The sequence below is a fragment of the Gemmiger formicilis genome, from assembly GCF_016900095.1.
Lineage (GTDB): Bacteria > Bacillota > Clostridia > Oscillospirales > Ruminococcaceae > Gemmiger > Gemmiger formicilis_A.
The window spans coordinates 32,072-53,776 of record NZ_JACJJP010000024.1 but is presented as its reverse complement, the minus strand read 5'-3'; the positions used below and the strand labels follow the sequence as shown (position 1 = coordinate 53,776).

General features: G+C 63.1%; 13 protein-coding genes. 10 read left to right on the top strand and 3 right to left on the bottom strand.

Going from position 1 to position 21,705, the window contains the following annotated elements; all coding sequences use genetic code 11:
- Positions 1 to 328: 328 nt before the first annotated feature.
- The 3 genes from gyrB to H6B15_RS11325 all read left to right on the top strand — a co-directional run bounded on the left by gyrB (position 329) and on the right by H6B15_RS11325 (position 7,818).
- A complete protein-coding gene (gene gyrB / locus H6B15_RS11335) occupies positions 329 to 2,299 on the top strand; it encodes a DNA topoisomerase (ATP-hydrolyzing) subunit B (RefSeq protein ID WP_207751527.1) in 1,971 nt (656 codons plus the stop codon).
- A gap of 554 nt (positions 2,300 to 2,853) precedes the next feature.
- Positions 2,854 to 5,430, top strand: a complete 2,577-nt coding sequence (gene gyrA / locus H6B15_RS11330; protein ID WP_204648104.1) for a DNA gyrase subunit A — start codon at positions 2,854 to 2,856, stop codon at positions 5,428 to 5,430.
- Between the two features lie 33 nt (positions 5,431 to 5,463).
- A complete protein-coding gene (locus H6B15_RS11325; protein WP_204648102.1) occupies positions 5,464 to 7,818 on the top strand; it encodes a hypothetical protein in 2,355 nt (784 codons plus the stop codon).
- Positions 7,819 to 8,309: 491 nt separating this feature from the next.
- Here H6B15_RS11325 and H6B15_RS11320 read toward each other — a convergent pair whose 3' ends face one another.
- Positions 8,310 to 8,468: a hypothetical protein gene (locus tag H6B15_RS11320; RefSeq protein ID WP_204648100.1), complete on the bottom strand. Its 159-nt coding sequence runs from the start codon at positions 8,466 to 8,468 to the stop codon at positions 8,310 to 8,312.
- 179 nt (positions 8,469 to 8,647) lie between these two features.
- Here H6B15_RS11320 and H6B15_RS11315 point away from each other — a divergent pair, with 179 nt between their 5' ends.
- Genes H6B15_RS11315 through tsaA form a run of 4 tightly spaced genes read left to right on the top strand, consistent with a single transcriptional unit; the run spans position 8,648 to position 12,911 of the window.
- Positions 8,648 to 9,193 (top strand): NUDIX domain-containing protein, encoded by a 546-nt coding sequence (locus H6B15_RS11315; protein WP_204648098.1) that lies wholly within the window; start codon positions 8,648 to 8,650, stop codon positions 9,191 to 9,193.
- Entirely contained in the window at positions 9,193 to 10,179 is a 987-nt protein-coding gene (locus H6B15_RS11310; protein ID WP_204648097.1) for a glycosyltransferase family 10 domain-containing protein, read from the top strand. The genes H6B15_RS11315 and H6B15_RS11310 overlap by 1 nt, the downstream gene beginning before the upstream one ends.
- Before the next feature lie 51 nt (positions 10,180 to 10,230).
- On the top strand, positions 10,231 to 12,207 hold the full coding sequence (locus H6B15_RS11305) for a hypothetical protein (RefSeq protein ID WP_204648095.1): 1,977 nt from the start codon (positions 10,231 to 10,233) through the stop codon (positions 12,205 to 12,207).
- Positions 12,207 to 12,911 carry a tRNA (N6-threonylcarbamoyladenosine(37)-N6)-methyltransferase TrmO gene (gene tsaA / locus H6B15_RS11300; protein WP_204648093.1) on the top strand — a complete coding sequence of 235 codons (705 nt, stop codon included), beginning with the start codon at positions 12,207 to 12,209 and terminating at the stop codon, positions 12,909 to 12,911. The genes H6B15_RS11305 and tsaA overlap by 1 nt, the downstream gene beginning before the upstream one ends.
- Before the next feature lie 203 nt (positions 12,912 to 13,114).
- Here the strand turns inward: tsaA and pflA are convergent, their stop codons facing one another.
- Positions 13,115 to 13,867 (bottom strand): pyruvate formate-lyase-activating protein, encoded by a 753-nt coding sequence (gene pflA / locus H6B15_RS11295; protein WP_204648092.1) that lies wholly within the window; start codon positions 13,865 to 13,867, stop codon positions 13,115 to 13,117.
- A gap of 154 nt (positions 13,868 to 14,021) precedes the next feature.
- On the opposite strand from pflA, the gene H6B15_RS11290 reads away from it, so the two are divergent.
- On the top strand, positions 14,022 to 14,495 hold the full coding sequence (locus H6B15_RS11290) for a hypothetical protein (protein WP_204648090.1): 474 nt from the start codon (positions 14,022 to 14,024) through the stop codon (positions 14,493 to 14,495).
- A gap of 102 nt (positions 14,496 to 14,597) precedes the next feature.
- Here the strand turns inward: H6B15_RS11290 and pflB are convergent, their stop codons facing one another.
- Complete coding sequence (gene pflB, locus H6B15_RS11285) at positions 14,598 to 16,850, bottom strand: formate C-acetyltransferase (protein WP_204648089.1); 2,253 nt, start codon at positions 16,848 to 16,850, stop codon at positions 14,598 to 14,600.
- Between the two features lie 238 nt (positions 16,851 to 17,088).
- On the opposite strand from pflB, the gene H6B15_RS11280 reads away from it, so the two are divergent.
- Together H6B15_RS11280 and nifJ are read left to right on the top strand one after the other, a co-directional pair.
- The gene (locus H6B15_RS11280) at positions 17,089 to 17,478 is read left to right on the top strand and encodes a hypothetical protein (protein WP_204648087.1); all 390 of its coding nucleotides are present in this window, start codon (positions 17,089 to 17,091) and stop codon (positions 17,476 to 17,478) included.
- Between the two features lie 14 nt (positions 17,479 to 17,492).
- Positions 17,493 to 21,032 carry a pyruvate:ferredoxin (flavodoxin) oxidoreductase gene (nifJ, locus tag H6B15_RS11275; RefSeq protein ID WP_204648086.1) on the top strand — a complete coding sequence of 1,180 codons (3,540 nt, stop codon included), beginning with the start codon at positions 17,493 to 17,495 and terminating at the stop codon, positions 21,030 to 21,032.
- Positions 21,033 to 21,705 lie beyond the last annotated feature (673 nt).

Genomic DNA, 21,705 nt, shown 5'->3' with positions numbered 1-21,705 from the left:
AGGGGTTGGAAAGTTCCCGCCGCCGCCCGTTTTCGGGCAATGCGGATAAGCCCACAACCCCACCGCCGCTGCGCGGCACCTCCCCTTGCACAGGGGAGGCGCAAGGCGAACGGCAGGCTCCCCAAAAGGCTCCCCTGTGTAAGGGGAGCTGTCGCCGAAGGCGACTGAGGGGTTGGAAAGTTCCCGCCGCCGCCCGTTTTCGGGCAATGCGGATAAGCCCACAACCCCACCGCCGCTGCGCGGCACCTCCCCTTACACAGGGGAGGCGCAAGGCGAACGGCAGCCACATGATTCCCCATCGCAACCCAATAGAGGAAAGGAAAGCAGCATGGCAGAAGAAAAGATCACGAGCACCAACCGGGAAACCGCCACCGACCACGAGTACGGCGGCGCCCAGATCCAGGTTCTGGAAGGCCTGGAAGCGGTGCGCAAACGCCCGGGCATGTATATCGGGTCCACCGGCCCGTCCGGCCTGCACCATCTGGTATACGAGATCGTGGACAACTCCATCGACGAAGCCCTGGCCGGGTACTGCACCCACATCGAGGTGACCATCAAGCCCGGCAACGTCATTGAAGTGTCGGACAACGGCCGCGGCATCCCCGTGGACATCCAGCCCAAGATGGGCATTCCCGCTGTCACCGTTGTCTACACCGTGCTGCACGCCGGCGGCAAGTTCGGCGGCGAGGATTCCGGCTACAAGGTGGCCGGCGGTCTGCACGGCGTGGGCGCCTCGGTGGTCAACGCTCTGTCCGAATGGCTGGTTGTGCGGGTGCGCCGGGACGGCGCCGAGTACGAACAGAGCTTCAAGCGGGGCAAGCCCGACGGCGATCTGAAAAAGATTGGCCCCGCCGCCTCCACCGGCACCACCGTCACCTTCAAGCCCGACCCGGTGATGTTCACCGACACCACCGTCTACGATTACGACATTCTGCTCAAGCGTCTGCGGGAGGAAGCCTTCCTCAACGCGGGCGTGCGCATCACCCTCACCGACGAGCGGGAGGAAAGCCTGTCCGAGACCGACGGCGCCCCCGTGCGGGAAACCATGTGCTATGAGGGCGGTATCCGCAGCTTTGTTTCCTACCTGCAGCAGCGCCGGGACCTGACGCCTTTGCACCCCGAACCCATCTACATGAAGGGCGAGGCGGACGGCGCCGTGGCCGAGGTGGCCCTGCAGTACTGCGACAGCTTCAACGAGCTGATGCTCAGCTTTGCCAACAACGTCCACACCCCCGAAGGCGGCACCCATGAGGAGGGCTTCAAGCTCAGCCTGACCCGCGTGTTCAACGAGTACGCCCGGGCCAAGGGCATCCTGAAGGACAAGGACGAAAACCTCAAGGGCCCCGATGTGCGCGAAGGCATCATCGCGGTCATCAGCGTGAAACTGCAGGAAGCCCAGTTCGAAGGCCAGACCAAGGCCAAGCTGGGCAACACCTACATCAAGACGCTGGTTTCCGGCGTGGTGTACAAGGCCCTGAGTGAATATTTTGAGGAAAACCCCGCCGTGGCCAAGGCCATTCTGGACAAGGCCACCCAGGCAGCCCGCGCCCGCGCCGCCGCCCAGAAGGCCCGGGATCTGGTGCGCCGCAAGAGCGCCCTGGAATCCAACCGCATGCCCGGCAAGCTGGCCGACTGCCACGAAAAAGACCCCAGCAAGACCGAACTCTTCATCGTGGAGGGCGACTCTGCAGGCGGCTCCGCCAAGCAGGGGCGTGATTCCAACATCCAGGCCATCCTGCCGCTGTGGGGCAAGATGCTCAACGTGGAAAAGGCCCGGGCCGACCGCATCTACGGCAACGACAAGCTCATGCCGGTGGTCACCGCCCTGGGCACCGGCATCGGGGACGAGTTCGACATCTCCAAGGTGCGCTACCACAAGATCTTCATCATGGCCGATGCCGACGTGGACGGCTCCCACATCTGCACCCTGATGCTGACCTTCTTCTTCCGGTATATGCGCCCGCTTATCGACCACGGGTACGTCTACGTGGCCCAGCCCCCCCTGTACAAGCTGCAGAAGGGCCAGACCGTCAAGTACGCCTACAACGACGACGAAATGAAGGTGCTTTCCGCCGAAATGCCCGGCGCCAAGGTCAACCGCTACAAAGGTCTGGGCGAGATGAACCCCGAACAGCTGTGGGAAACCACCATGAACCCGGACAACCGGGTCATTGTCCAGATCACCATCGAGGACGCCGAGCGCGCCGACGAGGCCTTCAGCATCCTGATGGGCGAACAGGTGGAACCCCGCCGCCAGTTCATCGAGAAGAACGCGAAATATGCGAATCTGGATGTGTGATTGATTTTTTTGGCAGACGGCTGGCTGCCGGGAAAACGGCTGGCAGCCGTTTGGTCCTTCCTTTTGTGACCAAAAGGAAGCGAAAAGTCCCACCGTTTCGATGCGGTGGACGCCGACCAGGGCTGCGGCCCTGGACCCGGGGAGTGCGGCCACCTGACGACGGCCTATTCACCGGGCTGGGGCCCGGTGAACAAGGAATGGTTTTAATACCATTGCCCGATGGCAGCTGCTAATGGCAGGCTATGGGTTGGCAAGTGCTTTCCCGCAAGGATTTTCAAAATTTTTTCCTTGCTCAGGTCCCCCAGGACCTGAGTAGGCCGTCCCGGAGGGGTGGCCGCACATGGGTCCAGGGTTGAAAACCCTGGCCGGCGGCCGCCGCATCGGAACGGCGGGCCCTTTTCGTTTCCTTTTCGGGCACGAAAAGGAAAGAGTTCCCGGCAAGCAGCCGCTTGCCAAGAAGCCTGCCGTCCTGCGGATGCAAGCACCTGCTTGCCCCCACGGCCATCCGGCCCCCCAAACACCATCCAGATTCCCTCCCAGAAAGGTGAGTACCAATGGAAGAAAATGTCATTATGACGCCGGGTTCCGGCACCAAGGTCATCGTGCGCGATGTGAAGGAAGAGATCGAGAGTGCCTTCCTGGACTACTCCATGTCGGTCATCGTCTCCCGTGCATTGCCCGACGTGCGCGACGGCCTGAAACCGGTTCACCGCCGTATTCTGTATACCATGCACGAGCGGGGCAACGACCCCTCCCACCCCTACCGCAAATCCGCCGACACCGTGGGTGCCGTGCTGGGCTCCTACCATCCCCACGGTGACGCCAGCGTCTACGACGCCATGGTCCGTCTGGCCCAGGACTTCAGCCTGCGCTATCCCCTGGTGGACGGCCAGGGCAACTTCGGTTCCATCGACGGCGACCCCCCGGCTGCCTACCGTTACACCGAAGCCCGCATGTCCAAGATGGCCTGCGAGATGCTCACCGACATCGAGAAGGACACCATCGACTGGGACCCCAACTTCGACGAGACCAAGAAAGAACCCCACGTGCTGCCCAGCCGCTTCCCCAACCTGCTGGTGAACGGCAGCCAGGGCATCGCCGTGGGCATGGCCACCAACATTCCGCCCCACAACCTGCGGGAAGTGGTGGGCGGCCTGTGCGCCATGATCGACAACCCCGACATCGACCTGCCCGGCCTGATGGAACACGTCAAGGGCCCCGACTTCCCCACCGGCGGCATCATTATGGGCCGCTCGGGCATCCGGGCCGCCTACGCCACGGGGCGCGGCAAGATCACCCTGCGGGGGCGCGCCGAGATCGTGGAGAAGGCCAACGGCCGGTTTGAGATCCTCATCACCGAGATTCCCTACATGGTCAACAAGACCCGCCTCATCGAGTCCATCGCCGACCTGGTCAAGGACAAGCGCATCGAGGGTATCTCTGACCTGAACGACGAGAGCTCCAGCCGCACCGGCATGAAGATCGTCATTGAGATCAAGCGGGACGCCAACCCCCAGGTGGTCTTAAACCAGCTCTACCGCTACACCCAGCTGCAGGACACGGTGGGCGTCATCATGCTGGCCCTGGACGACGGCGTGCCCAAGATCATGAGCCTGAAAACCATGATGCAGCGCTATCTGGAATTCCAGGGTCAGGTCATCCGCCGCCGCACCGCCTTTGAGCTGAAGAAGGCCCAGGACCGGGAACACATCCTGGAAGGTCTGCGCAAGGCCGTGGACATCGTGGACGAAATCATCGCCACCATCCGCGCCTGCAAGGGCGGCTTCGCCGAGGCCAAGGCCGCCATCATGGAAAAATTCGGCTTCGACGATCCCCAGGCCGACGCCATCGTCAAGCTGCAGCTGGGCCGTCTGGCCGGTCTGGAAATCCTCAAGATCGATGAGGAACTGGGCCAGCTGCGCACCGCCATCGAAAACTACAAGGACATTCTAGCCAACGAACACCACGCCATGCTCATCGTCAAGAACGACCTGCAGGCCCTGGCCGACAAGTACGGCGACGAGCGCCGCACCTCCATCGAGGCTGTCTCCGGCGAGGTGGACATCGAAGACCTGATCCCCAAGGAACAGTGCGTCTTTACCCTGACCCATTCCGGGTACATCAAGCGCACCGCCGCCGACACCTACACCGCCCAGAACCGCGGCGGCCGCGGTGTGCAGGGCATGAACCAGAAGGACGACGACTTCACCGAAGAGCTGTTCGTGGGTTCCTCCCATGACCACATGCTGTTCATGACCGACCGGGGCCGCGTCTACCGCCTGAAAGGCTACCAGGTGCCGGAAGGCGCCCGCACCGCCAAGGGCAGCCACATCGCCAACCTGCTGCAACTGCAGGAGGGCGAAAAGGTCACCATCATGATGCGCCAGCCCGCCGACATCGACGAGGAACACAACTATATCACCATGGTGACCCGCCAGGGCCTGATCAAGCGCACCCCGCTTTCCCAGTTCCGCAACATCCGCAAGGCGGGCCTGAATGCCATCGCCCTCAACGAGGACGACAGCCTGGTGTGGTGCCACATCACCGGCGGCAGCGATGACCTCATCGTGGCCACCCACAACGGCGCCGCCATCCACTTCACCGAATCCGACGCCCGCAGCATGGGCCGCACCGGCCACGGCGTGCGGGTCATCCGCCTGCGTGACGATGACTATGTGGTGGGCGTGGGCGTCTGCCGTCCCGGCGCCACCCTGCTCACCGTCACCGAGGACGGCAAGGGCCGCCGCAGCCGCGTGGACGACTACCGCATCACCAAGCGGGGCGGTCTGGGCATCCGCAACTATGCCAAGGGCGGGGTTGCCGCCGTCAAGATCGTGGACGATTCCGACGACCTGATCCTGATCAGCCAGAACGGCATCCTCATCCGGATGCACGCCGACGACATCAACGTCCAGAGCCGCTACGGCAGCGGCGTGCGGGTCATGCGCCTGGGCGAGGAAGACAAGGTGGCCATGGTGGCCCGCGTGGAGCGGGACAACGGCGCCGAGACCCAGAAGCCGGAAGCCGAGGAGGGCGAAGGGGAACCTTCCGCCGAGGAACTGGCCCGCATTGAGGCGGAGGAGCGCGCCGACGAAGCCGCCGATTCCGCCGCCCCCGACACCGAGGAATAATCCCTGCCGCAGGCACAGGAAGGGCACGGAATCATGCAGATTGTATTGAAAACCCCCAAAGGCCCGGTGGCCCTGCCCCGGTGGATGCCCCTGCTTTTGCTGGCGGAGCTGGTGTGGGTGGTGCTGGTGCTGCTGCGGGGTGTGGGAACCCCCGCCTACCGCAGCTTTACCCCCGCTGATCTGACCAACCAGTACGCCGACACCCTGACCCTGGAAACCGGCGCCGACGGGTCGGTGACCCCCGACGCCCGCAAAACCACCCTGTTTGACGGGGCGGAAGAAGCCCAGCCGGACACGACCGACGCCGGGGAGGAGACGGAGGACGAGACCCCGCCCCCTTCCCTGCTGGTCAGCGACGCCTTTGCCCTGCCGGCGGGGCGGTATCTGGTGACGGTGGCGTACACGGCCGGGCAGGACGCCCAGCTGCAGCTGCTGCCGGAATCGGCGGACATCATCGATATGAACGCGGCGCTGCCCGCCACCGACAAGGCGGGGGGCACCGTCACCCACGTGGTCTGGCTGGAGGAGGCCGACGCCGGGGTGCGGCTGGTCTTCGGGGCGGATCACGCCGACTGGACGCTGCAAAGCATCACCCTCCACCGCCAGGGCTGGTACGATGTGACCTGCGCCCTGGGCTGGCTGGCCGTGCTGCTGCTGGCCAACTGGCTGCTGCTGGCCCTGCTGCCCGGCACCGGATTGCTGCCACGGCCCCAAAGCCGGGTGGTGCTGGCGGTGCTGGCCGGCCTGGTGCTGGCCTGCAGCCTGCCGGTGCTCAACGACGCCGTCTCCTACGGCTTTGACCTGAGCTTTCATATGTCCCGGCTGGCGGGCGTGGCCGAAGGTCTGGCCGACGGTCAGTTCCCGGTGCGCATCTACCCCAACTTCCTGAACGGGTACGGTTACGCCAGCCCTCTGTTTTACGGGGATCTGCTTTTGTACTTCCCCGCGGTGCTGGTGCTGGCGGGCATGCCCCTCTTCAGGGCGTACAACCTGCTGCTGGTGGGGGTGCACATCCTCACCGCCGCCATCAGCTGGTGGAGTTTTTCCCGCATCTTCAGGGGACGGGCCGCGGCCCTGGCCGCCACCGCCCTGTACATGACCGCCTATTACCGGCTGTTCAACATGTACTATCGCCCGGCTTTGGGCGAAACCTGTGCCCAGACCTTCCTGCCCCTGCTGTTCTACGGGTTCTGGGCCCTGTACGCCGACGATGCCGACGAAACCCAGCGCCGCCGCGCCTTCCTGCCTCTGGCCTTCGGGTTCAGCGGGGTGATCCTCACCCACACCATCACCACCGAGCTGGCCGCCATCATGGCGGTGTTCACGGTGCTGTGCTGCGCCAGGCGGGCCTTCCGGCCCCGGCGGCTGCTCACACTTTTGCAGGGGGCCCTGCTCACGGTGGGGCTGTGTGCCTGGTTCGTGGTGCCCATGCTCCAGGAGCTGGGGGGCAACTACCGCTTCCGGGCGGATTCCAACGCCATCGACCCGGCGGGCTACGCCATCTCCCTGGCCGGGCTGCTTCAGCCCTGGAACACCAAGGTGGATTATATCCATCTGGGGGCGCCGCTGCTGCTGGCCGCGGCGGGCCTGCTGGCCGTGCTGGTCTGGAAATCCGACCTGCCCGGCCGGGGCCGCCAGGCGGGCAAGGCGGGGCTGCTGCTGGGCGGCTTTGCCACCCTTCTGGTGGGCTTTACCGGCTGGACCACCCTGGCCGGGTGGATGGGCGAGAGCGTCGGCCGGATGTTTCTGAATTTCCAGTTCCCCTTCCGGTTTCTGGTGTTTGCGGTGCTGGGGCTGTCCGCCGCGGGCGGGGCCCTGGTCTGGCTGCTGGGCAACCTGGCCGGCAGCCGCGCCGGGCAGATCTGCGCCGCGGGGTTGGTGGCTTTGTGCGTGGTGTTTGCGGGGCTGGACCTGCTGCCCTACACCGACGCCCAGTTCGGACGCAGCCGTCACGGCACCACCGAGGGCCTTTCGGACACCGCCACCAGCAGCGCCATGGAGTATCTGCCGGCGGAGTTCGCCCTGGAACAGGCGGAAAACCCCAACCTGGCCCCCAGCGACTATCTGAGCTGTGTGGTGCTGGAAAAGGGCAGCCTGCGCTATACCCTGCGGCTGGTGAATGAGAGCGCCGACCAGAACGCCAACCTGGAACTGCCCCTGGTGTACTATCCGGGGTATCAGGTGCTGGCCAACGACGGCGGCGCCGCCGTGGTGACCAGGGGCGAGACCGGCCAGGTGGCCGTGGTGCTGGAACCGGGCTACGACGGCACCCTCACCGTGGGCTTTGCCGAACCCCTGTCCTGGCGGGCGGCGGAGGTTGTGAGCCTGCTCACCCTGGCGGGGCTGGTCTTTGGGCTGGTCCGCAGCCGGAAACGGAAAACCGTATAATGTTTTTATCTTCCCCGGGAGGTTTTTTCCCGGGGAATTTTTTGGTTTTGGGTGGTGGCTGCCAGCCGTTGGGATACTTTGTGCTGCTCGGCAAGCGGGTGCTTGCCGGGGGGCTTTCCTTTTCGTGCCCGAAAAGGAAACGAAAAGGGCCCGCCGTTCCGATGCGGCGGCCGCCGGCCGGGGCTGCGGCCCCGGACCCCGAGATGCGGCCACCTTACGACGGCCTACTCAGGTCTTGGGGGACCTGAGCAAGGAAGATGATTAAAAAGATGCTTCCGGAAAGCCTCCCCTGTGCAAGGGGAGGTGCCGCCTTTTTCTCCCTAAGCCTCCCCTGTGCAAGGGGAGGTGCCGCGCAGCGGCGGAGGGGTTGTAAACCTTGCCGTATTTCCCGTTACCGGGCAATACCGGTCAGTTTCCAACCCCTCAGTCGCCTTCGGCGCCAGCTCCCCTTACACAGGGGAGCCTTCAGCAGTTGCTACCGGGCAATGGTATTAAAACCATTCCTTGTTCACCGGGCCCCAGCCCGGTGAATAGGCCGTCGTCAGGTGGCCGCACACCCCGGGTCCAGGGCCGCAGCCCTGGTCGGCGTCCACCGCGTCGAAACGGTGGCACTTTTTCGCTTCCTTTTTGGTGACAAAAAGGAAGGACACTCCGGCAGCCTGCCGTCTGTCAAGAAGCCCGCCGTCCGCCAAAAAATCAAAGAAGCCAGAAGTAAGCCATTTAACTCCCAAGTTGACAACCCCTCCCGCCCCGACGTACAATAAAACCGAATCACAACCAAAAACGCCGGTTTACCGGCAGATAAACTGATACAAAGGAGCGCTGCATCATGCCCCATACCGAAAAGACCCTCAGCAGCCAGGAAATCTTCAACGGCCACGTCATCCGGGTGACTCTGGACGAGGTGGAACTGGAAAACGGCGACAAGAGCAAACGGGAGATCGTCCACCACCACGGGGGCGCCTGCGTGCTGGCGGTCACCGACGACGACCAGGTCTACATGGTGCGCCAGTTCCGGTATGCCTTCGGGGAGGAAATCTGGGAGCTGCCCGCCGGCAAGCTGGAAAAGGACGAAGACCCCTTCGAGGCCGCCAAGCGGGAACTGGCCGAGGAGTGCGGCGTCACCGCCGACCACTATACCGACCTGGGGGTGCTTTACCCCACCGTGGGCTACGACAGCGAAAAAATCTACATGTACGCGGCCAAGGGACTTTCCACCACCGGCCAGCATCTGGACCCGGACGAGTTCCTGGACGTGGTGAAGGTTCCCTTTGCCAAGGCGTTGGAGATGGTCCTGTCCGGGGAAATCAAGGATTCCAAGACGGTGGCGGCCCTGCTGAAATATGAGCTGCTGCGCCGGCGGGAGGCCCTGTGATGCCCACCGTACGCCTGGCCCTGTGTGATCTGGCCGCCGACTGGAACCCCCGGGACAACTACTTCACCCGGGCCCTGACCAAGCGGGGGTACACCATCCAGTACTGCACCTCCCCCGCCGACAAGCCGGACTTTGTGCTCTGCGGCACCTTCGGCCACGAAGCCCTTAACTACGACTGCTGCCGCATCCAGTTTTCCGGGGAGGACAGCTGGCCGGACCTGAACCTGTACGATTACGCCATGGGCTTCCCCGACTTTGCCTACCAGGGGCGGTATCTGCGCCTGCCGCTGTACGCCATGCGGGATACCTGGGCCGCCGCCCTGCACAAGCACGAACACCCCGACGCCTACTATCTGGACCGGCCGGGATTCTGCTGCTGTGTGGTCAGCAACGATTTTTCCGCCGAGCGCAACGCCTTCATGGAAACCCTGATGCAGCGGGGCCTGCTGGACAGCGGCGGCGGGTACCGCAACAACGTGGGCGGCCCGGTGGCGGACAAGACCGCCTTCCAGCAGAACTACCGCTTTGCCCTGGCCTATGAGAACAGCGCCGACCCCGGCTACTGCACCGAGAAGATCGCCGACGCCTTTGCGGCGGGGGCGGTGCCGGTGTACTGGGGCGACCCGGAGGTGAAGGGGGAATTCAACCCGGAATCCTTCCTGTGCGCCGCCGACTACCCCGACGAAAACGCCCTGATCCAGGCCATGCAGGCCCTGGCGGCGGACAAGGACGCCTATCTGAAGGTCTGCCGCGCCCCCATCCTGGCCCCGGACGGGTCCAGCCGGGCGGCGGCCTACGCGGACGACGAAACCTGCTTCCGGTTCCTGGACGGAATCTTCCGCCGCGGGCCCCATCTGCGCCGCAACCGCAGCTGCTGGGGCAGCATCTACGAAAATGATCGGAAATACCACCTGCGCCTGGCCGCCGAAGCCGCCCGTCCCAAGACCCTGGGGGACCGGCTGGCCGACCTGCTGCGCGGGCACTGAAAAAGGAGTTTTCCCCCATGAAAAAACTGCGCGCCCTGCCCCGCTGGTCAGGTGGTGTTCCAGACCGGGGAGGCGGTGGATGTGTCCGCCGCCATGACCCTGGAAGGCACCGTCAACAACTTCACCGGCCATTTCTGGATGCAGAACGACGTGCCCGCAGAGGATGCCGGGGTGCTGGTCAACGCCTGCAACACCGACTTCCGGTTCCTGAGCCTGGAGGTGCGGGAACTGTGGGGCTGGCGGCTGGTCCAATGGGGGTCGGCCTTTGTGCTTTTTGCCGCCCTGGACATTCTGCTGCTCTTTCTCCACCGGGCGGACAAGGGCCGCCGCGTCACCTTTGTGGGTCTGGCCGGGCTGGTGCTGCTGGTCAGCCTGGGATGCCTCGGCGGCTTTGCCCCCTACGGCTCCGACCTGCACTACCACATGTCCCGGGTGGCGGGCATCGCCGAGGGCCTGCGCACCGGGCAGTTCCCTGTCTTCCTCTACCCGGACTTCCTCAACGGTTACGGCTACGCCAGCCCCATCTTCTACGGCGAGGCCCTGCTCTACATCCCGGCCCTGCTGGTGCTGGCGGGGTATCCCCTCTTCACCGCCTACAACTTCTTCAACGTGCTGGTCAACGCCCTGACGGTGGGCGTGACCTACCTCTGCCTGCACAAGATCTTCCGCCGCCGTCTGCCCGCCTATGTGGGCACCTTCCTGTATGCCTGCTGCAACTACCGGCTGTTCAACCTCTACTGGCGGCAGGCCGCCGGCGAGATCACCGCCCAGATCTTCCTGCCGGTGGTGCTCTACGGGTTCTGGGCCCTGTACGCCGACGACGCCGACGAAACCCAGCGCAAGGGCGCCTGGCTGCCTCTGCTCATCGGGTTCACCGGCCTGGTGCAGAGCCATCTGCTCACCACCGAGATCACCGCTCTGGCGGCGGTGGTGCTGGTTGTCTTCTGCTGGCGCAAGGCTTTGCAGCCAAAGCGGCTGATGACCCTGCTCAAGGGTGCCGGGCTCAGCGTGCTGCTCAACCTGGGATTCCTGGTGCCCTTTTTGCAGTACATGGGGGGCGACTACCGCATCACCGATGTGTCCAGCGTCAACTCCCCCACCGCCACCGCGGTGAACTGGACCATGCTGCTGGATTTCTGGACCCCCACCAACATGGACACCCTGCGCCTGGGCGCCGGGCTGGTGCTGGGGGTGGTGCTCTACGCCGCTCTGCGGGCCGCCGGTGCCCACCGCAAGACCGACCAGCTCTGCCTGCCCTGCCTGGTCTGCGCCGTGGGGTGCATCTACCTGTGCAGCAGCTTTGACTGGGCCAACTTCAGCAACGCCGTGGGCCAGACCCTGGCCCACTATGCCTGCGCGGTACAGTTCCCCTTCCGGTTTCTGGTGCTGGCCTCTCCCTGCCTGTGCTTTGTGGCGGCGGCGGGGGTGGCCCGCCTGCAGACCGACGAAACCCTGGCCCTTCATGGCCGCAGGGCGGCTTTGGCCTGCGCCGCCTGCCTGTTGTCGGTGGCGCTGGTGTCCGCCTGGATGGACATGGGCCAGTATCTGCGGGGCGACTACGGCCGGGACCGGGCGGGCGAAAGCCGGGAACTGGACAGCGGCAAGGTGAGCAGCGCCCTGGAATACCTGCCCGTGACCTTTGACCCCGAAACTTCCGACAACACCGCTCTGGTGGTGACCGACGGGGTCAGCGCCGACCTGGTGGAGCGCCGGGGCCTGACCCTGACCCTGGACGCCGCCAACGGCAGCGGCGCCGACGGCATGGTGGAATTGCCCCTGATCGCCTATCCCGGATACACCATCACCCGGATGGACGGGGGCACCGCCGCCCTGACCACCCTGAACGACGGGCGGTTGGGCGTGGTGCTGGCCGCAGGATACGACGGCCTGCTCACGGTGGAATTTTCGGCGCCCCTGACCTGGCGCGGGGCGGAGCTCGTCAGCGCCCTGACCCTGCTGGCCCTGCTGTGGTGGGGCTGGCGCAAGCGCACCGGACAGCCCCTGCTGCCGGTGGCAAGGAGAAAATAATGCAGGACAGCTATACCATCACCCCCATCGCCCGCATCCGCACCCCCTTTGCGGACAAGTTCGGCATCCCCCGGCAGAGCGGCCTGGTGGAGGAACTGCGGGCCACCATCGTGTTTGAGGAGCCCTTCCGCAACGCCGACGCCCTGCGGGGGCTGGAGGAATACAGCCATCTGTGGCTGATCTGGCAGTTTTCCACGGTGGTGGCGGCGGGGGCCGACGGCGAACACTGGCGCCCCACCGTCCGCCCGCCCCGGCTGGGGGGCAACACCCGGATGGGGGTGTTTGCCACCCGCAGCCCCTTCCGGCCCAACGCCCTGGGGCTTTCCTGCGTGAAATTGCTGGGGGTGCAGCCCCATACCCCCGACGGCCCGGTGATCCAGGTGGCGGGGGCGGACCTGCTGGACGGCACCCCCATCTATGACATCAAGCCCTACCTGCCCTATGTGGACGCCCATCCGGAGGCCAGGTCCGGGTTTGCGGGCCGGGTGGAGGCCCACGCCCTCACCGTCCACGACCCGGAAAACCGGCTGGCCGCCCTGGACCCGGAGACCCGGGCGGGGCTGGTGGGGGTGCTGGAAAACGACCCCCGCCCCGGCTACCAGCACGACCCCGGCCGGGTGTACGGCCTGCGGTTTGCGGGATATGAGGTGAAGTTCACCGTGGACGGGGGCGACGCCACTGTTCTTTCGGTCAACAAAGAATAAGAAAACCTGCCATGGAGTTCCATGGCAGGTTTTTTGTATAGAGGGGCAGAGACCGGCTCCCCTGTGCAAGGGGAGCTGGCGGCCGCAAGGCCGACTGAGGGGTTGGAGGGCTGCTGTGGTTGCCCGGTAACGGGATGCCAGGGAAACTTCACAACCCCACCGCCGCTGCGCGGCACCTCCCCTTACACAGGGGAGCCTTTGGGTTATTCCTTCACAACCCCCAACAATTCCTCGGCTTTGCTGACTTGTTCGTCGGTGGGCACCGGCACACCGTCCAGGGTGTAGGGAATGCCCAGCTTCTCCCACTTGAACAGTCCCAGGGTGTGGTAGGGCAGAACCTCCACCCGGCGCACCGTCTTCAGGCCCTTGATGAACTCGCCGGTGGCGGCCATGGCGGCCTCGTCGTCGGTCAGGCCGGGCACCAGCACGTGGCGGATCCACATGTCCTTGCCGTGGTCCGACAGCCACCGCGCCATTTCCAGGATGTTCTCGTTGGGGTGGCCGGTCAGGGCCTTGTGCCGGGCGCTGTCCCACTCCTTGATGTCCAGCATCACCAGGTCGGTGTACTTCATCAGCTCCACAAACCGGGAATAGAAGGGTTCCTCGGTGGTGAAGGGCTGGCCGCAGGTGTCCAGGGTGGTGTGCACCACCTTTTCCTTGGCCAGGCGGAACAGCTCGGTCAAAAACTCGATCTGCAAAAGGGGTTCTCCCCCGCTCACCGTCAGACCGCCGTTGTTCTTCCAGTAGTTGCGGTAGCGATACGCCGCCGCAAAGGCTTCGGCGGGGGTCTGGGCGTTGTCCTTGTTAAAGGCCCAGGTCTCGGGGTTGTGGCAGTACCGGCAGCGCATGCGGCACCCCTGCAAAAACAGCACGTACCGCACCCCCGGCCCGTCCACCAGACCGAAGGTCTCCACCGAATTGATATAGCCCAAAGGCTGTTTGACGGCTTCCGACATAAGTGGCCTCCTTGGCGGCAGTGTATAAACCGCCGCGGTAAATTTTGGATAATATGATAAAACAACAATGCAATATGACAAAACAACAAAATGCGTGTGGCATTTTGGGGGCAAGTGTGCTACACTGGTAGCAGGAAAAGAGAGGTGCCAACGGATGGAAAACAACACCGGAACGCAACAAAACATCAACGAGCGCCTGCAAGCCCTGCGCGCAGACCACGCTGCCGCCTACGCCAAGTGCGTGCGCCTGACCAACCTGTGGGTGGGCGTGCGCATCGCCTGCACCCTGGTTACCCTGGCCATGGTGGCGGCAGGCATCTTTGCCATGTCGGTGGTGGGCAACCTGGTTCTGGGCCTGGTGGTGGCCTTTGGCATCAGCTATATGCTGCGCCGGGGCGTCCGGGTGCTGGCCTGGCTGGGGGTCGTGGGGGGCGCTGCCTCCCTGGTGCTGCTGCTTATGAACCTGGGAATGTACCTGGCCATGACCGGGCAGTATCCCCTGTTGTACCTGTACCTGGCGGCCGCCGTGGCCGACGCCGCGGTGCAGGCCATCGCCAACGGCCTTCTGCTGGCCGATGCCGGCTATCGGGACTTCGCCCGGGAACTGACCGCCGTTTCCCGCCAATAAGCGTCTTCCCTGCCCCAAAAAAAGACCCCCGCATGCCGCCGCCGGCCCTGCCGGTAGGCGCATGCGGGGGAATTTTTGGTTTATGGCATCACGCCGCCAAGCTTACATCTTCTTGTGGCAGGTACGGGCGATGACGTCCAGCTGCTGCTCCCGGGTCAGGTCGATGAACTTCACCGCATAACCGGATACGCGGATGGTGAAGTTGGCGTACTCTTCCTTCTCGGGATGCTCCATGGCGTCCAGCAGCTTCTCGGTGCCGAAGACGTTCACGTTCAGGTGATGGGCACCCTGATCGAAGTAGCCGTCCAGCACCTGCACCAGGTTGTTGGTGCGCTCGGTCTCGGAATGGCCCAGGGCATCGGGGTTGATGGTCTGGGTGTTGGAGATGCCGTCCAGCGCCCAGTGATAGGGCAGCTTGGCCACCGAGTTCAAGGACGCCAGCAGGCCGTGGGTCTCGGCGCCGTAGCTGGGGGTGGCACCCGGGGCGAAGGGGGTGTACTCCTTGCGGCCGTCGGGGGTGGCGCCGGTGGCCTTGCCGTACACCACGTTGGAGGTGATGGTCAGGATGGAGGTGGTGGCCTCGGAGTTGCGGTAGGTGTGGCGGCGCTTCACCTTGTCAATGAAGCTCTTCAGCAGCCAGACGGCGATGTCGTCGGCGCGGTCGTCGTCGTTGCCGTACTTCGGGAAGTCGCCCTCGGTCTCGTAGCCGATGACCAGGCCGGTCTCGTCCCGGACGGTCTTGACCTTGGCGTACTTGATGGCAGAAAGGCTGTCCACCACATGGCTGAAGCCCGCAATGCCGGTGGCAAAGGTGCGGCGCACGTCGGTGTCGATGAGGGCCATCTCGGCGGCCTCGTAGTAGTACTTGTCGTGCATGTACTGGATCAGGTTCAGCACGTTCACGTACAGGCCGGCCAGCCAGTCCATCATCACGTCGTACTTCTTCATGACCTCGTCATAATCCAGGTACTCGCTGGTGATGGGGGCGTAAGCCGGGCCCACCTGGTCATGCAGCTTCTCGTCCATGCCGCCGTTGATGGCGTACAGCAGGCACTTGGCCAGGTTGGCACGGGCGCCGAAGAACTGCATCTCCTTGCCGGTCTGGGTGGCCGACACGCAGCAGCAGATGGAATAGTCGTCGCCCCACACCGGCTTCATCACGTCGTCGTTCTCGTACTGGATGGAGCTGGTCTTGATGGAGATCTCGGAGGCGTACTTCTTGAAGTTCTCCGGCAGGGCGCTGGAGTACAGCACCGTCAGGTTGGGCTCCGGCGCGGGGCCCATGTTCTCCAGGGTGTGCAGGAAACGGTAGTCGTTCTTGGTGACCATGGACCGGCCGTCCATGCCGATGCCCGCCACTTCCAGGGTGGCCCACACGGGGTCGCCGCTGAACAGCTGGTTGTAGCTGGGGATGCGGGCAAACTTGACCATGCGGAACTTCATGACCAGATGGTCGATGAGCTCCTGGGCCTCGGTCTCGGTGAGGATGCCCTTGTCCAGGTCCCGCTGGATGTAGATGTCCAGGAAGGTGGAGATGCGGCCCACGCTCATGGCGGCGCCGTTCTGGGTCTTGATGGCAGCCAGATAGCCGAAGTACAGCCACTGGATGGCTTCCTTGGCGTCCTTGGCGGGGGCGGAGATGTCGTAGCCGTAGATGGCGGCCATCTCCTTCATCCCCTTCAGGGCGTTGATCTGCAGGGCAATCTCCTCCCGCAGACGGATGATGTCGTCGGTCATGGTGCCGTCGCCGCAGTTGGCAAAATCTTCCTGCTTCCAGGCAATCAGGGCATCGATGCCGTACAGGGCCACACGGCGGTAGTCGCCCACGATGCGGCCGCGGCCGTAGGTGTCGGGCAGGCCGGTGATGATGTGGCTGTGGCGGGCCTTCTTCATCTCGGGGGTGTAGGCGTCAAACACCGCCTGGTTGTGGGTGCGGGTGTATTTGGTAAAAATCTCGTGCAGCTTTTCGCTGGGAGTATAGCCGTAGGTGGTGCAGGCCTGCTCGGCCATCTTGATGCCGCCGTAAGGCATGAAAGCGCGCTTGAGGGGCTTGTCGGTCTGCAGACCCACGATCTTTTCCAGATCCTTCAGGTCTTCCCGGATATAGCCGGGGCCGTAGGCGGTCAGGCCGGAAACCACTTCGGTCTCCATGTCCAGCACGCCGTTCTTGGCGCGTTCTTCCTTCTGCAGCTGCTGCAGAGCGCCCCACAGCTTGTTGGTGGCTTCGGTGGGGCCGGCCAGGAAGGAAGAATCCCCGTCATAGGGGCGGTAGTTCTTCTGGATAAAATCGCGGACGTTGACTTCCTCTTTCCAGATGCGGCCTTCAAAGCCTTCCCACTGGGGATAGTTGTGCATCGACGGTACCTCCTTATAAATAAGGGAAAAAACGGTGAATCCAGACCCGCGGACTGCGCGGTCTGACGAGGGGCAAGGCCCCCCTTCCGTACCCAGTATAGACCCGCCGGAGGGCAGAATGTGTTGCATGGGCAACGTGAAAGAGACCTTGTATCCAAACAGTTAGCCATTGCTAACTGTTTGGACCCTCATTTTACCACAAAACGAAGAATTTGCAAGGGGTATTTTTCCCCTTTTGATGCGCAAAAAACATCCGTATACGGTCAAATTGAGGGGCGACAAACAGAATTATACAAAATATCTCTCTATTACACAAGGGTCTTGTAGAAAATACGGTAACATTCCACAAGAGAATCGTCAAATTGCCAATATTTTAACAAAAAAATCGTACAACATTCTATGCAATAATACTTTACGAAACGGGAACAAATTTGGTAAAATGAGAGCAAGCAAAAGCGTTCCCGTATCGCAGGGCTGCCCGGCAACGGGCTGCGGTATGGGGAAACTTTCTCCTGCAAACAGCCGTTCGGGGCCATGGTATGTCCGTGGGCCCCTATGGTCGTGTGCGGGTGCTGAATCCAAATTGGTGGGTCGCAAGGCCGTGGCGGCCTTTGGCACACCGAAGTAAACGGAGGAAGAAAAATGCCAAGAGCAAAACAGTCCATGGATGGCAACACCGCTGCGGCCCACGTAGCGTATGCGTTCACCGACGTAGCTGCCATCTACCCCATCACCCCCTCCAGCCCGATGGCCGACACCGTTGACCAGTGGAGCGCTGCGGGTCTGAAGAACATCTTCGGCAACCAGGTCAAGGTTGTTGAGATGGAATCCGAGGCCGGCGCGGCCGGCGCCGTGCACGGCTCGCTGGGCACCGGTGCCATCACCACCACCTTCACCGCGTCCCAGGGCCTGCTGCTGATGATCCCCAACATGTACAAGATCGCCGCCGAAGGTCTGCCCTGCGTCTTTGACGTTTCGGCCCGTACCGTGGCGACCCATGCACTGAACATCTTCGGTGATCACAGCGACGTTTACGCCACCCGCCAGACCGGTTTCGCCATGCTGTGCGAATCCAACCCCCAGGAAGTCATGGACCTGTCCCCCGTGGCGCATCTGTCCGCCATTGAGGGCCGCGTTCCCTTCGTGAACTTCTTCGACGGCTTCCGTACCTCTCACGAGATCCAGAAGATCGAAAAGTGGGACTACGAGGATCTGAAGGAAATGTGCAACATGAAGGCCGTGGAAGAATTCCGCGCCGCTGCACTGAACCCCGAGCATCCCAAGACCCGCGGCAGCCATGAAAACGGCGATATCTTCTTCCAGCATCGTGAAGCCTGCAACCCGGCTTACGAGGCTCTGCCCGCCGTTGTCAAGAAGTACATGGACAAGATCAACGAAAAGATCGGCACCAACTACGATCTGTTCAACTACTACGGCGCCGAGGACGCTGACCGCGTCATCATCGCCATGGGCTCCATCTGCGACGTGGCCGAGGAAGTCATCGACTACCTGACCGCCAAGGGTGAGAAGGTCGGCCTGGTTCTGGTCCGCCTGTATCGTCCCTGGGTCTCCGAAGCCCTGCTGAAGGTTCTGCCCAAGACCGTCAAGAAGATCGCCGTTCTGGACCGCACCAAGGAGCCCGGCTCCCTGGGCGAGCCCCTGTACCTGGATGTGGCCGCTACCCTGCGTGAGGCCGGCCTGAACGACATCGTCCTGACCGGCGGCCGTTACGGCCTGGGCTCCAAGGACACCCCGCCGTCCAGCGTCTTTGCCGTGTACAAGGAACTGGAGAAGGATGCTCCGAAGTCCCGCTTCACCATCGGCATCGTGGACGACGTGACCAACCTGAGCCTGCCCGAAGTCAAGCCCGCTCCCATCACCTCCGCTCCCGGCACCAAGGAGTGCAAGTTCTGGGGCCTGGGCGGCGACGGCACTGTCGGCGCCAACAAGAACTCCACCAAGATCATCGGCGACCATACCGACAAGTACATTCAGGCGTACTTCCAGTATGACTCCAAGAAGACCGGCGGCGTGACCATCAGCCACCTGCGTTTCGGCGACAAGCCCATCCGCAGCCCCTACTACATCAACCAGGCTGACTTCGTTGCCTGCCACAACCCCGCCTACATCCACATGGGCATGAAGATGGTCCAGGATGTCAAGCCGGGCGGCGTGTTCATGATCAACTGCCAGTGGTCCGATGAGGAACTGGGCGAGCACCTGAACGCTGCCGACAAGAAGTACATCGCTGACAACAACATTCAGCTGTACACCATCAACGCCATCGACAAGGCTATCGAGATCGGCATGGGCAAGCGCACCAACACCATCCTGCAGTCTGCCTTCTTCAAGCTGGCCGACGTCATGCCCATCGACGAAGCCGTCGAGTACATGAAGGCCGCCGCCAAGAAGAGCTACGGCAAGAAGGGCGACGCCGTTGTCCAGATGAACTGGAAGGCCATCGATGCCGGCGTGGACGCTGTCCACAAGGTGGAAGTGCCCGAAAGCTGGCACAACCCCGAGCCGGACGCTCCCGCCAAGGAACTGAAGGGACCCGCTCCGCTGGTCAAGATGGTCCGCGACGTCATGGAGCCTGTCTCCCGTATGGACGGCGACAGCCTGCCTGTTTCCGCCTTTGCGCATAACCCCAACGGCGAATGGGAACTGGGCGCTTCCGCTTACGAGAAGCGCGGCACCGCCGTCATGGTGCCCGAATGGGATGCCGGCAAGTGCATTCAGTGCAACAACTGCGCCTTCGTCTGCTCTCATGCTACCATCCGTCCCTTCTGCCTGACCGCCGACGAAATGGCTGCCGCTCCGGCCAGCCTGAAGAGCGCCGACACCAAGCCGAAGGCCAGCGAGTACAAGTTCACCATCGCTGTTTCTCCTCTGGACTGCATGGGCTGCGGCGAGTGCGTCACCGTCTGCCCGACCAAGGCCATCGAGATGAAGCCGCAGGAATCCCAGGCCGACCAGCAGGCTGCCTTCGATTACTGCGTCGAGAACATCCGCAAGAAGGACAATGTCCCCGGCGTTGTTTCCGAGATCTCCGTCAAGGGCTCTCAGTTCAACCAGCCGCTGCTTGAGTTCTCCGGCTCCTGCGCTGGCTGCGCCGAGACCTCTTATGCCCGCCTGATCACCCAGCTGTTCGGCGAAAAGATGTTCATCTCCAACGCCACCGGCTGCTCCTCCATCTGGGGTGGTACCGCTTCTGTCAGCCCGTACACCACCAACAAGGAAAGCGGCTGCGGCCCCGCCTGGAACAACTCTCTGTTCGAGGATAACGCCGAGCACGGCCTGGGCATGCAGATCGGCTACGAGACCATCCGCGCCAACCTGATCAACAAGGTTGTTGCCCTGAAGGGTAAGAGCGCCGAGATGGACGCTGTCATCGACAAGTTCCTGGAAACCAAGAACAACACCAAGGCCAACGACGCTCCCGCCAAGGCCCTGATCGCTGCTCTGGAAGCCTGCGGCTGCGATGAAGCCAAGGAAATCCTGAAGGACAAGCAGTACCTGGCCAAGAAGAGCTTCTGGATCTTCGGCGGCGACGGCTGGGCTTACGACATCGGTTACGGCGGCCTGGATCACGTCCTGGCTTCCGGCCACGACGTCAACGTTATGGTCTTCGACACCGAGATGTACTCCAACACCGGCGGACAGGCTTCCAAGGCCTCCAACATCGGCGAAGTCTGCCAGTTCGCCGCTGCCGGCAAGGAAATCAGCAAGAAGAGCCTGGCTGAGATCTGCATGACCTACGGCTACATCTATGTTGCTCAGATCGCTCTGGGCGCCAACATGGCTCAGGCTGTCAAGGCCATTGCCGAGGCTGAGGCTTATCCCGGCCCGTCCATCATCATCGGCTATGCTCCCTGCGAACTGCACGGCATCAAGGGCGGCATGACCAACTGCCAGAACGAGATGAAGAAGGCCGTCGAGTCCGGCTACTGGAACCTGTTCACCTTCAACCCCGCTCTGAAGGCCGAGGGCAAGAACCCCTTCACCCTGACCTCCAAGGCTGGCAAGATGGAAGAATACCAGAACTTCCTGGCCAACGAGACCCGTTACAGCCGTCTGTCCCGTGCGTTCCCGGATCGCGCCAAGGATCTGTTCGAAAAGAACCAGAAGGCCGCCGAGAGCCGCTACGAGCACCTGACCAAGCTGGTCGAACTGTACAAGTAAGACCTGCGCAGTCTGGTAAAGCTGCATAAATAAGAGCACCCCCATTCTGTCCGAAAGGGCAGGGTGGGGGTGCTTTTTTGCTTTTGTTCGGGGCGGGTTTTTTAAGCCTCCCCTGTGTAAGGGGAGGTGCCGCGCAGCGGCCGAGGGGCTGGTTTGTTTCTCGCTTCTTGGGTAACGGCTGCCTGCCATTTAGTCCTTCCTTTTGTGACCAAAAGGAAGCGAAAAGTCCCACCGTTTCGACGCGGTGGACGCCGACCAGGGCTGCGGCCCTGGACCCGGGGTGTGCGGCCACCTACCGACGGCCTACTCAAGCCCTGGGGGGCTTGAGCAAGGAAAGTTTTTAAAATGCTGCTTCCCCTAAGCCTCCCCTGTGTAAGGGGAGGTGCCGCGCAGCGGCGGAGGGGTTGGAAACCTTGCGACATTTTCCGTTACCGGGAGGCCACAATAAGCTCACAACCCCTCAGTCGGCCTCCGGCCGCCAGCTCCCCTTACACAGGGGAGCCGGTCTCTGCTTCCGGAACGCCTCCTCGGTGCAAGGGGGAGTGCTGCCGCTTTTTCCCTAAGCCTCCCCTGTGTAAGGGGAGGTGCTGCGCAGCGGCGGAGGGGTTGGAAACCTTGCGACATTTTCCGTTACCGGGAGGCCAAAATAAGCTCACAACCCCTCAGTCGGCCT

Coding starts and splice junctions, on each gene's coding strand:
- pflA (WP_204648092.1), bottom strand. CDS start 13,867: ATGTCGGAAGCCGTCAAACAGCCTTTGGGCTATATCAATTCGGTGGAG.
- H6B15_RS11290 (WP_204648090.1), top strand. CDS start 14,022: ATGGAAAACAACACCGGAACGCAACAAAACATCAACGAGCGCCTGCAA.
- H6B15_RS11280 (WP_204648087.1), top strand. CDS start 17,089: ATGCGCAAAAAACATCCGTATACGGTCAAATTGAGGGGCGACAAACAG.
- gyrA (WP_204648104.1), top strand. CDS start 2,854: ATGGAAGAAAATGTCATTATGACGCCGGGTTCCGGCACCAAGGTCATC.
- H6B15_RS11315 (WP_204648098.1), top strand. CDS start 8,648: ATGCCCCATACCGAAAAGACCCTCAGCAGCCAGGAAATCTTCAACGGC.
- nifJ (WP_204648086.1), top strand. CDS start 17,493: ATGCCAAGAGCAAAACAGTCCATGGATGGCAACACCGCTGCGGCCCAC.
- pflB (WP_204648089.1), bottom strand. CDS start 16,850: ATGCACAACTATCCCCAGTGGGAAGGCTTTGAAGGCCGCATCTGGAAA.
- gyrB (WP_207751527.1), top strand. CDS start 329: ATGGCAGAAGAAAAGATCACGAGCACCAACCGGGAAACCGCCACCGAC.
- H6B15_RS11310 (WP_204648097.1), top strand. CDS start 9,193: ATGCCCACCGTACGCCTGGCCCTGTGTGATCTGGCCGCCGACTGGAAC.
- tsaA (WP_204648093.1), top strand. CDS start 12,207: ATGCAGGACAGCTATACCATCACCCCCATCGCCCGCATCCGCACCCCC.
- H6B15_RS11325 (WP_204648102.1), top strand. CDS start 5,464: ATGCAGATTGTATTGAAAACCCCCAAAGGCCCGGTGGCCCTGCCCCGG.